At 52.5% G+C, this 14,660-nt stretch carries 12 protein-coding genes; 8 read left to right on the top strand and 4 right to left on the bottom strand.

The genetic code is table 11. The features are described from left to right. The first annotated feature begins 81 nt into the window (after window positions 1-81). Window positions 82-768, top strand: a complete 687-nt coding sequence (phoB, locus tag BLW37_RS12780; RefSeq protein WP_091343458.1) for a phosphate regulon transcriptional regulator PhoB — start codon at window positions 82-84, stop codon at window positions 766-768. Window positions 769-786: 18 nt separating this feature from the next. Next, window positions 787-2,112 carry a phosphate regulon sensor histidine kinase PhoR gene (phoR, locus tag BLW37_RS12775; RefSeq protein WP_091343456.1) on the top strand — a complete coding sequence of 442 codons (1,326 nt, stop codon included), beginning with the start codon at window positions 787-789 and terminating at the stop codon, window positions 2,110-2,112. On the opposite strand, the gene BLW37_RS12770 is transcribed toward phoR, so the two are convergent. The 4 genes from BLW37_RS12770 to BLW37_RS12755 form a co-directional block, all read right to left on the bottom strand. Further along, a complete protein-coding gene (locus BLW37_RS12770; RefSeq protein ID WP_171907618.1) occupies window positions 2,078-2,677 on the bottom strand; it encodes a DNA-3-methyladenine glycosylase I in 600 nt (199 codons plus the stop codon). The two genes, phoR and BLW37_RS12770, sit on opposite strands and share 35 nt — an antisense overlap. Window positions 2,678-2,681: 4 nt before the next feature. Next, window positions 2,682-4,205 carry a Ppx/GppA phosphatase family protein gene (locus BLW37_RS12765; protein WP_245785730.1) on the bottom strand — a complete coding sequence of 508 codons (1,524 nt, stop codon included), beginning with the start codon at window positions 4,203-4,205 and terminating at the stop codon, window positions 2,682-2,684. Further along, window positions 4,202-6,328: a polyphosphate kinase 1 gene (ppk1, locus tag BLW37_RS12760; protein WP_091343455.1), complete on the bottom strand. Its 2,127-nt coding sequence runs from the start codon at window positions 6,326-6,328 to the stop codon at window positions 4,202-4,204. The genes BLW37_RS12765 and ppk1 overlap by 4 nt, the downstream gene beginning before the upstream one ends. A gap of 119 nt (window positions 6,329-6,447) precedes the next feature. Next, complete coding sequence (locus tag BLW37_RS12755; protein WP_091343453.1) at window positions 6,448-6,954, bottom strand: glycine cleavage system transcriptional repressor; 507 nt, start codon at window positions 6,952-6,954, stop codon at window positions 6,448-6,450. A 321-nt stretch (window positions 6,955-7,275) separates the two neighbouring features. Here BLW37_RS12755 and BLW37_RS12750 point away from each other — a divergent pair, with 321 nt between their 5' ends. From BLW37_RS12750 to BLW37_RS12725, 6 genes are all read left to right on the top strand, one after another. Then, complete coding sequence (locus BLW37_RS12750) at window positions 7,276-8,205, top strand: substrate-binding domain-containing protein (RefSeq protein WP_091343451.1); 930 nt, start codon at window positions 7,276-7,278, stop codon at window positions 8,203-8,205. Continuing rightward, window positions 8,195-9,916: an ABC transporter permease subunit gene (locus BLW37_RS12745; RefSeq protein ID WP_091343449.1), complete on the top strand. Its 1,722-nt coding sequence runs from the start codon at window positions 8,195-8,197 to the stop codon at window positions 9,914-9,916. Before BLW37_RS12750 ends, BLW37_RS12745 begins: the two co-directional genes overlap by 11 nt. A gap of 8 nt (window positions 9,917-9,924) precedes the next feature. Further along, a complete protein-coding gene (gene pstA / locus BLW37_RS12740) occupies window positions 9,925-11,262 on the top strand; it encodes a phosphate ABC transporter permease PstA (protein WP_091343447.1) in 1,338 nt (445 codons plus the stop codon). 7 nt (window positions 11,263-11,269) lie between these two features. Next, window positions 11,270-12,025: a phosphate ABC transporter ATP-binding protein PstB gene (gene pstB / locus BLW37_RS12735; RefSeq protein WP_091343750.1), complete on the top strand. Its 756-nt coding sequence runs from the start codon at window positions 11,270-11,272 to the stop codon at window positions 12,023-12,025. A 9-nt stretch (window positions 12,026-12,034) separates the two neighbouring features. After that, the gene (gene phoU / locus BLW37_RS12730; protein ID WP_091343445.1) at window positions 12,035-12,745 is read left to right on the top strand and encodes a phosphate signaling complex protein PhoU; all 711 of its coding nucleotides are present in this window, start codon (window positions 12,035-12,037) and stop codon (window positions 12,743-12,745) included. Window positions 12,746-12,899: 154 nt separating this feature from the next. After that, the gene (locus tag BLW37_RS12725) at window positions 12,900-14,651 is read left to right on the top strand and encodes a Na/Pi cotransporter family protein (RefSeq protein WP_091343444.1); all 1,752 of its coding nucleotides are present in this window, start codon (window positions 12,900-12,902) and stop codon (window positions 14,649-14,651) included. The last annotated feature ends 9 nt before the right edge of the window (window positions 14,652-14,660 follow it).

Below are 14,660 nucleotides of genomic sequence, written 5' to 3'. Positions count from 1 at the left end.
TTTGGTTTTGTTTTTTCATAAATCTGTCATAATGAAAGAAGATAATATACATACTCAGGAACTTAGCAGGTGGGAAAGAGTATGTCACGTAGAGTACTGGTGGTGGAAGATGAAGCCCCGATTCGGGATATGTTGTGTTTTGTGCTGGAGCAAAATGGCTACCAGACATCAACAGCTGAAGATGTTGATCAGGCTCTGGAATCACTGATTGAGCCATACCCTGATTTGGTGCTGTTGGACTGGATGTTGCCAGGGGGCAGCGGCATTCAGATTGCCAAAAAAATGAAACAACACGAACTGACCCGGCAAATTCCTATCATTATGATCACCGCCCGCGGTGAGGAAGAAGACAAAGTCAAAGGCCTGGAAGTTGGCGCTGATGATTATGTCACCAAACCGTTCTCGCCCAAGGAGCTGATGGCCCGCATTAAAGCGGTGATCCGCCGGGTATCGCCCACCAGTTTGGATGATGTGATTGAAGTACAAGGCTTAAAGCTGGATCCGGTATCGCACCGGGTCAGTGCCAAAGAAGAAGCGCTGGATATGGGCCCAACCGAGTTTCGTTTGTTGCATTTCTTTATGACGCATCCGGAGCGGGTGTACAGCCGCGAGCAACTGCTGGATCATGTCTGGGGCACCAATGTGTATGTGGAAGATCGCACCGTGGATGTGCATATCCGCCGCTTACGGAAAGCCATTTCACCGGCCGGTCATGATCGTTTGATCCAGACGGTACGCGGCTCCGGTTATCGTTTTTCCCTGAAATAAGGCAGGTTAGCAGCAAGCATGCGCCTTTTATTATCCAAACGAGCGATCCTGTTCCGGCTCGCTTGCTTATTTTCTTTCGCTGCCCTGCTTGGTAGCATCTGGGGGCGTGCTACTGAAGGCATGCTGCTGGCTGCATTGATGCTGTTGCTCTGGCATTACAAACATTTATTTATGATGGATCGCTGGCTTTGGCGTGACCGCAAGCTGACCCCTCCCGATGGCTGGTGGAGCTGGCAGCAAATTTTTGATGGCGTCTATTACCAGCAGCGTAAATCCAGGCGCAAACAAAAAGAGTTGCAAGAGCGGATCCGTCGCTTTCGGGATGGGGCTGAAGCTTTGCCGGAAGCCATTGTCGTGCTCAGTGATGAGTGGAGCATCGTCTGGTGCAATAAACTGGCGCAACTATTGATTGGTTTACGCTGGCCACAGGATGAAGGTCAACGCATTGACAACCTGGTGCGGCATCCCGAGTTCCAAAAGTACTTGCATCGGCAAGATTTTAAAGAGGCTCTGGTATTAACCGCGCATCACCCTGAAGAGTTGGTGCTGGAGTTTCGTTTTGTGCCTTATGGCGAGCATCAGTTTTTGTTGATCGTGCGGGATATCACGCAACTTAAGCAGTTGGAGCAAATTCGCAAAGACTTCGTCGCCAACGTATCGCATGAGCTCAGAACGCCATTGACTGTGGTGCAAGGCTATCTGGAAATGTTGGAACCAGGTCAGTTGCCGGATGAAGCCATGTGGCAGAAAATCCACCCGGTGATGTTGGATCAGACGCTGCGGATGCAGGCACTGGTGCAGCAGTTGCTGGCTTTATCGCGCATTGAAGCATCAGGGCCTGTACAGCATGATCGTATTGTACAGGTTCCTGGGTTGTTGCATTACCTCGAGCAGGAAGCGCAATCGCTGAACCGGGATAAAAATCATCAGATCAGCTTTCTGATTGATGAGCAACTGCTGGTAAAGGGCAGTGAGGATGAGCTGCGCAGTGCTTTTTCAAACTTGATCAGCAATGCGATTAAATACACGCAACCTGGCGGTGAGATCAAAGTTAGCTGGCAACGCCAGCACACCAAGGCGGTATTCTCGGTCAATGACAATGGAGAAGGCATAGCGCCAAAACATGTGAAACGGCTGACGGAACGTTTTTACCGGGTCGACCAGGCCCGAAGTCGTGCTACCGGGGGCAGTGGCTTAGGGCTGGCCATTGTGAAGCATGTACTGTCGCGTCATAACAGCCGCTTGCTTATTTTCAGTGAGCCAGGTGCTGGCAGCAGTTTTTCTTTCAGTTTGGCGGCAGAGAATGCACTTAGCCCAGACCAAGCTGCCGGTAAGTTGCAATGATCTGTTCACGGCGAAAACAATCCAGGCTGTGATCATTGACCATGCCGCACGCCTGCATATGGGCGTAGATGGTGGTGGAACCGACAAATTTAAAACCACGTTGCTTTAAATCTTTGCTAAAGGCATCGGATGCTTTGCTGGTGGCGCGGTAATCTGCCGGGCCACGAATGGCATTGACAATAGGGCGACCATCGACAAAACGCCACTGATAAGCCGCAAAGCTGCCAAATTCTTGCTGAATGGCCAAAAAACAGCGGGCATTGTTGACGGCTGCTTCCACTTTCAGCCGGTTACGGATAATGCCGGGGTCTTGCAGCAGTCGTTCAATCTGGTGTTGGCTGAAGCGAGCCACCTGCTGCGCATCAAAGTTTGCCAAGACGGTGCGGTAGTGCGGCCGCTTTTTCAGTACCGTGTACCAGCTCAGGCCAGCCTGGGCAGCTTCCAACGTTAAAAACTCAAACAGTTTGTCATCATCCAGCAGCGGTACGCCCCACTCGGTATCGTGGTAGGCAACATAATCGGCTTTGCTGGTATCCAGCCAGGGGCAGCGACACAGTTCTGTCATGGCATCACTCCGGGCAGTTCAAAGGTAGGGTGAGCGTAAAGCCGACTTTGCTAAGCCAGTCGGACTCCTGCTGCAGATCCGCTTGCAGCAGCGGTTGCTGTGCCAGCCAGTCGGTTGGCAAGGTTAGTGTCAGGCCGCACTCGCTGGCCTGGATTTCAGGTTCCGGCAACCAGTCATCCAGTCGTTTCTGATTCAGCAGCACCGACAAGCGCAACAACACCAGTAATCGTAACAGTTGATGCGAAGGGAAAAGATACAGCTGCGGCAGGCTGAAGCCTTTCAGCTTACGGCGGTGAAAGCGCACCAAAAAGGCCAGCACTTGCTGTTGTTCCTGATTAAAACCCGGCAGGTTGGCATGCTGCAGAATATAAGCAGAATGCTTCTGAATGCCGGAGGAGTTAATCTGCAAGCCAATTTCCACCACCTGACAGGCCCAGAGCAAGAGTCGTATTTCTGTGCTGGCTAACTGCCAGTCGGTCTGGCAATGACTGATCAGTTGCCGGGCAGTGCGCTCCAGTCGTTGGCAATGGCTGTCGTCTACCTGATAACGTCGTTGCAAACTGCTGATGGTATTTTGGCGGATATCCTGCTCATAACGACACTCACGCATTTCATTCAGCACCCCTTCGCGCAGCGCAGCATCGCAATAGTGCATCTCGCGGATATCCAGCATCTGAAAAGCGGCAATGGCAATACTCAGGGCCGGTGCCAGCAATTGGCGGCGGTCATCACTCAAACCTGCCAACTGCAGATGAGAGGTGTGGCCGGAGCTTTGCAGTAATTGCTGCAGTTGCAGCAAGTCGGGCAGGCGCAGTACCCCATCGGTTTGCAGCTGTTGCTGCAAAATATCACGCAGCACTTTGACCGAGCCTGAGGTGCCCAACGCCTGTTGCCAGCCGGTTTTCTTAAAGCCACTGGCCACGGACTCCAGTTCCTGCTCTGCTTGTACTATAGCGCGGGCAAAACGTTTGGCACTGAGTTTGCCGCCGGCAAAAAACTCAGCGCCAAAGCTGACACACCCCATATTACGACTGCTAAGCCGCAGTACCTCGAAACCTTCACCAAGGGCAAATTCGGTGCTGCCACCGCCAATATCCATCACCAGCCGGCGATTGCTGGCATGCTCGAAATGCGCCACCCCCTGATAGATGTAGCGCGCTTCTTCCTGGCCGGAAATAATTTCAATCGGGTAGGGGAAAAAGCGGTTGGCGCGGCGCAGAAAAGTCTGGCTGTTTCTGGCACGGCGTAAGGTGAAGGTGGCAATCACCCGAACGGCCTCAGGCGCAATGCCGGACAAGGTATCGGCAAACTGGCGCAGCACGCTCAGGCCTCGCTCCATGGCGGCTTCGCTCAGGATCAGCTCGCTGGTTAGGCCTTCCGCCAGCTGGACTTTTTGTTTTTCACGGTGCAGCAATTGCAGGTCGCCATCAATCTCCCGGGCGATCACCAGGTGAAAACTGTTCGAACCCAGATCGACCGCGGCCATCAGGTTGGGTTCAGATGGAAAATAGGTAGTTGCTTGGCTCAATCGGGTGTCCTTGCTGGCACATCGTGCTGCAGCGCTGCCAGATAGTCGTAGGTGGCTTGCTGCGAGCGGATATTGCGCTTATTGCCACGCTTCACGTAGCTGTTACTCTGGCTGGCATCCAGCAGCCGACCTTTGACGTTATCTTTGAGCTGGATGTGCAGGATGTCAAGGATTTGCTGCTTTAAGCGTAAATCGTATATGGGCACGCCCACTTCGACTCTGTGGTCAATGTTGCGGGTCATCCAATCGGCCGAAGAAATATAGACCTCGGTCTCGCCACCATTATGAAACACATACACCCGACTGTGCTCGAGGTAGCGGTCCAGCACGCTGACCACCTTGATGTTCTGACTCAGCCCTGGCACACCGGGGATCAGCGAGCACATGCCACGAATGATCATGCGGATTTTTACCCCGGCCTGACTGGCCTGATACAGCAGGGCGATGATGTCTTTATCCACCAGATTGTTTATTTTGAGGATGATTTCGGCTTTACGGCCCGTGGTAGCAAAACCGATTTCCCGTTGGATCAGCGCAATTAAACGCGGCCGGCTCCATGTCGGAGAGACAATCAGATGATTGAACTGATAGGCCCGGTAACTGTATTCGATAAACTCGAACACCTGATCGACTTCCGCGGTAATGTCTGGCTGGCAGGTGAATAAGCTCATATCGGTGTAAATGCGGGCGGTTTTTTCATTGAAGTTGCCGGTGCCAATGTGGGCATAGCGTACCGGTTTGCCGCGTTCGAGCCGGGTAATTAAACACAGCTTGGAGTGAATTTTCAACGTGGTGAGTCCGAACACCACATGGATACCGGCCTCGGTCATCTTGCGTGACCAGTTGATGTTGTTTTCTTCATCGAAGCGTGCTTTGAGCTCCACCACCACAATAACCTTTTTGCCATTACGCACCGCATCGACCAGCGAACTAATCACCCGTGAGTTTTTGGCGACCCGGTACATGGTCAGCTTGATGCTGCTGACTTTGGGATCAAAGGAAGCCTGGCGGATCCACTCGGTAAAATAGCCAAAATCCTGATAAGGGTAATGCAGTAAAATATCACTGGTGCGAATGGCATCAAAGCTGGTGGCGTACTGTTCAAACTCTTGGCTCGGCAAAGGCGGCTGGGTAGCAAATTCCAGGCTGTGGTGGCCCATATTCGGAAAACTGATAAAGTCTTTAAAATTGCGGTAGCGCCCGCCGGCAATTAACGAGTCCATTGAACTGGTACCTAGTTGCTTGCGAAGTACTTTGAGCATGGCTTCCGGCATATCTTTGTCGTACACCAACCGTACCGGCTCGGATTTTAAGCGTTGCCGGATGCCCTTGGACATTTTGTCCAGCAAGCTTTGATCCAGCGTATCACTGATGTTGTATTCCGCGTCCCGGGTCATTTTCAGCGAATAGCCCTGGATCTGCTCAAACTCGAAAAAGCCACTGAATAAGTCGGCCAGGCACAGCAATAAAATATCATCCAGTAGCATCAACTGGCGGCGGTAATGGCCATTCTTCTTGCGGGTATTCAGTTCCAGTGGCAGCTCAACAAAGCGGGACAGCTCCTGAGTAGGCACTTCGACAATGGCGTATTCGGGCTTGCCCTGGCCACTCATTTCGACAAACAGATAGGTGGTATTGTCCTCCAGCGCGCGGGCCAGTCGCTGTTCCTCATTGCTAAGGATAATCGGCGAGATATGCTTTTTTACTTCGCTGCGAAAGTAATTGCGCAGCCAGTCGATTTGCGGTTCGGTCAGGCGGCTGTGATCAATCAGCTCGATGCTGTGCTTGCGCAGCTCCAGCTGAATATCTTTGTAGATTTGGTTGAATTGCTCACCCTGCTCAATGACTTTTTGCTGAATGTCCTGCAGCAGTTGTTCGGCATCTTCATCCGGACTGGCCTGGTACTTTTTAAGCAGGATACGCCGTTTGACATCAGCGACCCGTACCCGGAAGAATTCATCCATATTGTTGGAGTAAATCCCCAAAAAGCGCAGTCGTTCAATGGCCGGGTTGCGGGTGTCGGCGGCTTCCTGCAGCACCCGGCCGTTAAACGACAGCCAGCTGAGTTCACGTGGGATCATCGGGACGTGCGGTATTTCAGATAAAGTATGATGAGTATCCATAGCGGGGCTCCTGACAGCTATGGCACTACTCTATGGCAGTTTTATGACAATTGGATGAAGCGGCCAGAGGCCGCTGTAAAAATAAGTGCCCAGCTGGGCACTAGGCAGGACTAGCATTATTAGCTGGCTACTTCCACATCTACCACCACATCGGTGGCGATGGCTTCCAGCGCAGCAATGACTTCGTCCCTACTTAAACCAGGCGCCAGCTCGACGGTCGCAATGGCATTGAATAAGGGCGAGCCCCAATTCGGTGCACTTTGCTTGGAGCTTTCAAAGTGGATGATGTTGGTGCCCTTGTGCTTAATGACTGAAGACAGCTCGCGCACGATGCCGGGGCGATCATTGCCGGTAATGACGAACTTCAGTAATTGCTGATTTTGACCAGCGCTGTCAATGCCATGGTGGATATGAATGTCCAGATCGGAAATGGCTTGCAATGCCTCTGTTAATTCGGCCAGGTCAGTGTCAGCTACCTCCAGTTGAACAATGCCGGCAAAGTAACCCGCCAGGTGGCTGAGATTACTGGCCATCCAGTTGCCATTGTGTTGATTGACCACGGTAGCCAGTTGTTCTACCAGGCCGGATTTATCGCGTCCTATGACGGTCAGGACCAACTGCTTCATAGCGATTCCTTTTATTAGCGTCAGTATGGGGATGATTGTAGTCGTTGTATTAGTTATTAGGAACATGGTTCCGTGACCTAAGTGTAGACCTGTCACGAAAATATAAAAGTCAGCTCCGAGATTTTTTTGTTCTAGTCGATGCGCTTTGGTAGTGATGCACGCCAGAGCTTACAAAATCAGTAGCATAAAGGTCAACAAGGCTAGGTATCAGTGCTACTATAGCAACATGACCCTAACAGCGCTGCTGTGTTTGAGATGGGGGCCTTTGGCAGCCAGGTCCAGCTCGGGAGATAACGGTATTTGAACCAGCATATCGGGAGCATGCTCCTTGCTCATTGTTTAGTCGCTGTGCTTTGCTTTGTTCTGTTTCCGGCTGTTGCTGATGATGGCGTGGCAGCACCCGTTCAGGCAGGGCGGCTTTCTGGTAATCTGAGCTCTACCGGCTCGGACAGTCTGAACAGTTTGATGCAAGCCTGGTCGCTTCAGTTTATGCAGCACCACCCAGAGCTGAATGTACAAATTCAGGCCAGTGGCTCGGCTACGGCTGCGGTGGCTTTAACGGAGTCGACGGCCAATCTTGGCCCGATGAGTCGGCCCATGACCCACACCGAGCGTCTTCGCTTTGAGCGGATGCATGGCTACCCGCCCCTGGAAATACCCGTCGCATTGGAAACTCTGGCAGTCTATGTGCATCGCAACAATCCACTTAACGCCATAAAAATGAATGACTTGGAGTCGCTGTTTTCAGTTGAACCTCAGTGTCGGTCAGTAAGGCGCATCAGTCGCTGGGCTGAGCTAGGGGTTGCCCCACCGCTCGGTCAACGCCGTATTAGCTTGTTTGGGCGCAATTCTGCGTCCGGTACCTATGGCTTTTTAAAACAACAACTGCTCTGTCATGGCGATTTCAAGCCGGAGGTGCATGAGTTACCCGGTGCTGCAGCTGTCATTCAGGCCGTAGCCCTGGCGGAAAATGGCATCGGTATTGCCGGAGCCCGTCACCAGAGTTCTGCAGTGAAAGCGTTGCAGCTGTTGCGGCAGGATCAACAGCCGATGACTTTGCAGCGAACTTTGTTCATTTATCTGAATGCGCATCCGGTGATGGGGCTTGGCGCTACCGAGCTCGCTTTTATGCAGCTGGTGTTATCCGATACCGGACAGCAACTGGCAGAGCAACATGGCTTCGAACCCATTCCACTTGAAACCCGGCTTGGCTTGTTGCAACGATTGAAGGAGTTGGTGCATGTGGACTAGAAAGAGTCGTGATTGCATCAGCCGCCTAGCAGTCACTTTGGTTGGCTACAGTGTATTATTGGCCTTTGCTATGATCTTTATTTTTTTACTCTGGCAGGTGTGGCCATTGTTTCAGCCAGCAAAAATCAGTGCCCAGCCTGGGTCATCAGCATCGGGAGCAATGTCCTTCAGCTATTCAATCGATGGCGAAAGCAGCACGCCTGATAGCAGTTCGCTGTGGCTGGACAATGGATGGGATGAGCGGGTACTGCTGCAGGCCGATGGATATTTTCGCTGGTATCTTCGGGTGGGTGATGACTGGCAGCTCCAGCTGCAGGGCAAGTTGGGGCTTACCAGTTGGCAAGCCGCTACCATGTTAACAGGCAGCCGTACTTTGTTGGTGGCGGATCAGTATGCACAGGTGCATTCCTGGTTTCGCTTGCATCAGGAGTTGATCGCCCGGCCAGGGATTGCTCTGCGCCAGGCCGAATTGCGGGCTCTGATCCCTGTGTCGGCCGATAGTTTTTTTAGTCTGCATCCGGGGCACTTGCATTGGTATCATGCAACAACCGGTACACGCCTTGCAGAGTTGCGGCTGCCAGCGACACCCTTGCAGCACCTTCATTTGAGTGAAGATCGCCAACGAATGCGACTTGACTGGGCCTCAGGGCACAGCAAGGCGTACCAGCTACAATGGCAGCACCCGGCGGTAGCAGGGGGGCAATTGTGGTCTGCAGTGCATTACGAAGGCCGGCGTGAAGCTGCTTATGTCTGGCAAACCGCTGCTGCAGCGGATGATAGCAATCCGCGTTTATCGCTGGTGCCGCTTACTTCAGGGACTTTAAAGGCTGCTGGCTATGCCATGTTGTTTGCGACCCCTTTGGCGATACTGGCTGCGGTGTTTACGGCCTTTTATCTGCCGGAGCGCTGGCGTTACCGAACCCGGGCCACCATGGAAATGCTGGAGTCCATGCCAACGGTGATCCTGGGTTTTATTGCGGCTTTTTTGTTGGCGCCCTGGCTGGAGCAACAATTGATGTTGTTTTTTGTGTTGCTGGTGCTGGTTCCATCAGTGCTGGTGCTGTGCAGTGGACTCTGGTTTCACTGGCGACAGCGGCAACAACAACAAGCCGAACAGCCAGGCGCTCTGTTGGTGCTGTCGCTGGTAGCGAGTATTTTGATGGCTTTTATGCTGGCTCCTGCGCTGGAGCACGCCTGGTTCGATGGCAGCTTGCTGCTCTGGCTGGCCAGTCAGGGTATGGATTATCAGCAACGTAATGCTTTGATTATCGGCATGGCGATGGGGTTGGCAGTGATCCCCTGCATTTTTAGCTTGACGGAAGAAGTGGTCTCTCAGGTGCCTTCTTCGCTGACACAAGGAGTGCTGGCACTTGGAGCCAGCCGTTGGCAGACATTAAGTAGTATGGTATTGCCGGTGGCCGCACCGGGTATTCTGGCAGCCGTGTTGCTTGGGCTCGGCCGGGCGCTCGGAGAAACCATGATTTTAATCATGGCAACGGGCAATACACCATTGCTTGGCTTTGATCCTTTTGAAGGTATGCGCACCCTGACGGCCAGTTTGGCCCTGGAAATACCAGAGGCAGCAGTAGGCTCCAGCCACTTGAAAGTCCTGCTGCTGGCAGCCTTGCTGTTGCTGGTGTTAACCTTTTTGGTCAATACACTGGTTTCCGTGCTCAGGCAGCGGATCCGGCAGCGTTATCAACAACTGTAGGAGTTTCAATGCGGCAATGGTGGCAACAAGGCAGCCCCTGGGTATGGCTCAGTGCCTCAGCACTGTTGTTGTGCCTTGCTCTCTTTATGGCGTTGCTGGGCTTGATTGCCGTCAAAGGCATGCAGCACTTTTGGCCGGCGCCCCTGGTTCAATTCCAGTTGACCGAGCAGAGTAAGCCACAGCCTGGCCGGTTGGTACGCCAGGTCTCGGACCGCACTGAGGCGATGACAAGATCGCTCTGGCTGGTAGACCGCGGTGATGGGCTGACAAATCAGACGAATGCTGAGCTGGGACGTTATCTGCTGCTGGAGTCGTACCAGCTGTTGCCTGAGCGGCCATTGGGGGCTGTGTTGGTGCAGTTGCAGGATGGCCGCACACTTTATGGCTCACAACTGCAAAGCGCATCAGAGACAAACGGGCTCTGGCTGGAGCTGAGTTCGGCACCGCCAGTGCTGCTGACAGCGGCAGATATCCGGGCATATTGGTTGCCCAATCAGCTGAGTTGGTGGCAACGAGGCGCGATTTTTTGGCAGGAATGGCGTCACTTTTTGACGGCATCGCCCAGTAAAAACCAAAGTGCCGGTGGTATTTTTCCGGCTATTTTTGGTACTTTAGTGATGGTGTTGCTGATGGCGGTGCTGGTGACACCTTTCGGTATTTTAGCGGCTATTTATCTGCATGAGTACGCGCCGAAAAACTGGCTTACTCAGCTTATTCGTACCAGTGTGTACAATCTTGCTGGCATTCCATCCGTGGTGATGGGGGTTTTTGGGCTGGCCTTTTTTGTCTATGTGCTGGGCGGCAGCCTGGATCGTTTGCTTTTCGCCGAGCAGTTACCGGCACCAACATTTGGCACCCCCGGATTGTTTTGGGCTGCCTTAACGCTGGCCCTGCTAACCTTGCCAGTGGTGATTGTTGCGACCGAGGAGGGGCTTAGCCGCTTGCCCCAGGCTCAGCGTTTGGGCAGCTTTGCACTTGGTGCCACGCAGGCCGAAACGATTTGGAAAGTGGTGGTGCCTCAGGCTGCCCCAGCCATGTTAACAGGGCTGATTCTGGCCATAGCGCGCGCTGCTGGCGAGGTCGCTCCGCTGATGCTGGTGGGGGTGGTGAAGTCAGCGCCACAATTGCCAGTCGATATGCAGTTTCCGTTTATTCATTTAGAGCGAAAGTTCATGCACCTGGGGTATCATTTGTACGATGTTGGCTTTCAAAGCCCGGATGCCGAAGTCGCCATGTCGCTGGTCTATGCCATTGGCCTGGTCTTGCTGACGCTGATTTTGTTGCTGAACCTTAGTGCGTTTTTTTTGCGCCAGCGCTTACGCCGTAAGTACCGGTTAATTGATTAGAGTGACCATGCAGACCAAACTAGCCATTCGCGATTTTTCTTTGTGGTTTCAGCATCAGCAGGTGTTGGATGCCATTGGTTTGACTATCCCGGCCAATCAGGTCACGGCCTTGATTGGCCCGTCTGGTTGCGGCAAGTCCAGCCTGCTGAGAGCAATGAACCGGATGAACGAGTTGATGCTCGACTGCCGCAGTCAGGGGCAGGTGTTGTTGGATGGCCAAAACATCTACCAGCCCGAAACCGATGTTGCACGTTTGCGCTGTCGGGTCGGCATGGTGTTTCAAAAACCCAACCCTTTTCCCAAGTCGGTCTACGACAATGTCGCTTTTGGCTTGCGCTTGCAAGGCCAGCGCAGCCGCAGGCGTCTTGATGAGCAGGTCGAGTCGGCTTTGAAACAGGTCGGGCTTTGGAGTGAAGTCAAAAGCCGCCTGCACCAGAATGCCCTCACGCTATCGACCGGCCAGCAGCAGCGACTGGTGATCGCCAGAGCCATTGCATTGCAGCCCGAGGTGCTGCTACTGGATGAACCGGCATCGGCACTGGACCCGATTTCAACCTTAAAGGTTGAAGAGCTGATCTATGAGCTAAAAGCCGCCTATACTGTGGTCATTGTCACGCACAATATGCAACAGGCGGCGCGGATCTCTGATTACACCGCTTTTTTGAATCAGGGACGCCTGGTGGAATGGGCCGAAACCCATACCATCTTTACTCAGCCCGCTTCGCAGCAAACCGAAGATTACATTACCGGCCGTTTTGGCTAAGGAACAGTGATGGATACCTTGCATTTATCCCGCCATATTTCCAGTCAGTTCAATGAGGAAATTGAGCAAATCCGTAATCATGTGATGGCGATGGGCGGGCTGGTCGAGCAGCAGCTGCATCATGCTTTGCAAGCCATCGCGAATTCGGATACGGACAAAGCCCAGCAGGTGATTGACAATGATCGCAAGGTCAATGACTGGGAGCTGACGATCGACAATGAATGCACCCGCATTATCGCCAGGCGTCAGCCGGCGGCCAGTGATCTGCGGTTGGTGATGACCATTTTAAAAACCATTGCCGATTTGGAGCGGATTGGCGATGAAACCCGCCGTATCGCCATGGTTGCGCTGGAGTCCTTTAATACGGAGCAACAAGATTTACTGGTCAACTTGGACAATCTGGGGCGTCATGTCTGGCAAATGCTGCATGATGTACTGGATGCTTATGCCAGGATGGATGTCGAAGCTGCTTTGACTGTCTACAAAGAAGACAAACGGGTGGATAGGGAGTACGAGGCCATTACCCGTCAATTGATGACTTACATGATTGAAGATCCACGCTCAATTCCTAAGGTGATGAATGTGCTCTGGTCGGCACGGTCACTGGAGCGCATTGGCGATCGGTGCAAAAACCTGTCGGAATACATCATCTATCTGGTGAAAGGAAAAGTGGTGCGGCATAGTGATGAGTCGGAGTTAGAGCGCAATGCCCGCAGCTGACAGATATGTCGTTTATAGTCATAAAAACGAAATATTTCATTTTTTATTGCGCTGGTTCGCAGCTATAATGCCGACTGAATTGCACCAATGCATAAAATATGTCCGATTTTAAAAGCAGACAGCTTTTAAAGCGGCCTATTCAGGGCAAAAACGCATGAGCTATACATTGTTTGATTTTCTCCAGTTGATTGGTTCGCTGGGGATTTTTATTTTTGGCATGAAGATTTTCAGCGAAGGCCTGCAGAAAATAGCAGGACACCGGCTGAAAGGCATCTTAAGCGGCATGACCCGCAATCGTTTAACTGGTGTGCTTACCGGCTTTGGCACCACCGCCATTACCCAATCATCCACCACTACCACTGTGATGGCGGTGAGTTTCGTCAATGCCGGCTTGCTGACCTTTGTGCAATCGACGGGCGTGATTATGGGAGCCAATATTGGCACCACCATCACTGCCTGGATGGTGGCCTTGTTTGGCTTTAAGTTTCAGATCACCCCGATCGCGGTTGCCGTTATCGGGGTATTTTTTGCCTTCCTGTTTTCCAACAACAGCCGGCTGCGCAATATCGCCGAGGCCATGGTTGGTTTTGGTATCCTGTTTATTGGTTTGGAGTTTATCAAAGGCGCTGTGCCGGATATTCGCGCCAACCCTGAGATGTTTGCCTTTTTGGATGCCTTTACCGAGTACGGCTATTTATCGCTGCTGCTGTTTGTTTTCGCCGGCACGGTGTTAACCTTACTAACCCAATCGTCCTCGGCAGCAACCGCCATTACCCTGGTGATGCTGTTTGAAGGCTGGATCTCTTTCCCGATTGCTGCAGCCATGATCTTAGGTGAAAACATTGGTACTACCGTGACCGCCAATATTGCGGCTCTGGTAGGCAACGTGCATGCCAAACGAGCCGCCCGTTTTCACTTCTTCTTTAATATTGTCGGGGTGATCTGGATGATGGTCATCATCTTCCCGATGCTCAGCCTGATGGATACCGTGGTGCAGTATTTTACCGGCAATCCGGTGTCTGTTATGGCAGGGACGCAGGAGGCACGGGCCAATGCCACCCTGGCTTTGTCCTTGTTTCACACCACTTTTAATGTACTGAACGTGGTGCTGTTGTTTGCTTTTGTGCCTTATCTGATCCGTTTTGTCGAGTTTATCCAGCCGGATCGCGGTGGCGAGGACGAGGAGTTCCATTTGCGTTACATCAGTGCTGGCGTGATGACGTCGCCGGGGCTGTCGGTGGCGCAAGCACAAAAGGAAATTCAACAGTTTGCCGGTGTGGTGGAAAAAATGCATGAGTCGGTGACCGAGCTGCTGTTTGAGCCTGGCAACAACCGCGAAAAACTGATGGAAAAAATCCAGAAATACGAGGATGCGACCGATCAACTGGAAGTAGAAATTTCCGACTATCTGGTGCGGGTCAGTGAGCACACCAACCTGGAACATTGGATGACAGAGCGCATTCGCTTTATGCAAACCATGATCAACGATATGGAGCGGATTGCCGATATTTATTATCAGGTGTCAAAACTGTCCGAGCGGATGGTGGAAACCGAATCGACCTGGCCAGAGGTCGCAAGCACCGAAATGGCCGCAATGATGACGGCGCTGCACCATGCTATTATTGCTATGAAAGACAATGTAGCGAAAGAGCCAGCGGCCGTAAGCCTGAAAGATGCCATTGCATTAGAAGATAAAATCGACAAGCTGCGTGATGAGTATCGCAACAACCATTACGGCCGTTTGGAAAGTGGTGACTATGCCCCTCGAGCTGGTGTGATCTTTATCGATATGCTGAATCGGTTGGAACGGATTGGCGATCACGTACTGAACGTCAATGAATCGGCATCGGGGCGTCGCTTGAAGGCGATGCGGATTGATGGCCAGGCTCAGGCGCGTAAGCACTAGTCTCTTAGT

Origin of the sequence: Alkalimonas amylolytica (genome assembly GCF_900107845.1) — a bacterium.
In the GTDB taxonomy this organism is placed as follows: domain Bacteria; phylum Pseudomonadota; class Gammaproteobacteria; order Enterobacterales; family Alteromonadaceae; genus Alkalimonas; species Alkalimonas amylolytica.
This window is presented reverse-complemented; position numbering and strand designations above follow the sequence as displayed.

Coding starts and splice junctions, on each gene's coding strand:
- phoB (WP_091343458.1), top strand. CDS start 82: ATGTCACGTAGAGTACTGGTGGTGGAAGATGAAGCCCCGATTCGGGAT.
- phoR (WP_091343456.1), top strand. CDS start 787: ATGCGCCTTTTATTATCCAAACGAGCGATCCTGTTCCGGCTCGCTTGC.
- BLW37_RS12770 (WP_171907618.1), bottom strand. CDS start 2,677: ATGACAGAACTGTGTCGCTGCCCCTGGCTGGATACCAGCAAAGCCGAT.
- ppk1 (WP_091343455.1), bottom strand. CDS start 6,328: ATGGATACTCATCATACTTTATCTGAAATACCGCACGTCCCGATGATC.
- BLW37_RS12755 (WP_091343453.1), bottom strand. CDS start 6,954: ATGAAGCAGTTGGTCCTGACCGTCATAGGACGCGATAAATCCGGCCTG.
- BLW37_RS12750 (WP_091343451.1), top strand. CDS start 7,276: ATGCTCCTTGCTCATTGTTTAGTCGCTGTGCTTTGCTTTGTTCTGTTT.
- BLW37_RS12745 (WP_091343449.1), top strand. CDS start 8,195: ATGTGGACTAGAAAGAGTCGTGATTGCATCAGCCGCCTAGCAGTCACT.
- pstA (WP_091343447.1), top strand. CDS start 9,925: ATGCGGCAATGGTGGCAACAAGGCAGCCCCTGGGTATGGCTCAGTGCC.
- pstB (WP_091343750.1), top strand. CDS start 11,270: ATGCAGACCAAACTAGCCATTCGCGATTTTTCTTTGTGGTTTCAGCAT.
- phoU (WP_091343445.1), top strand. CDS start 12,035: ATGGATACCTTGCATTTATCCCGCCATATTTCCAGTCAGTTCAATGAG.
- BLW37_RS12725 (WP_091343444.1), top strand. CDS start 12,900: ATGAGCTATACATTGTTTGATTTTCTCCAGTTGATTGGTTCGCTGGGG.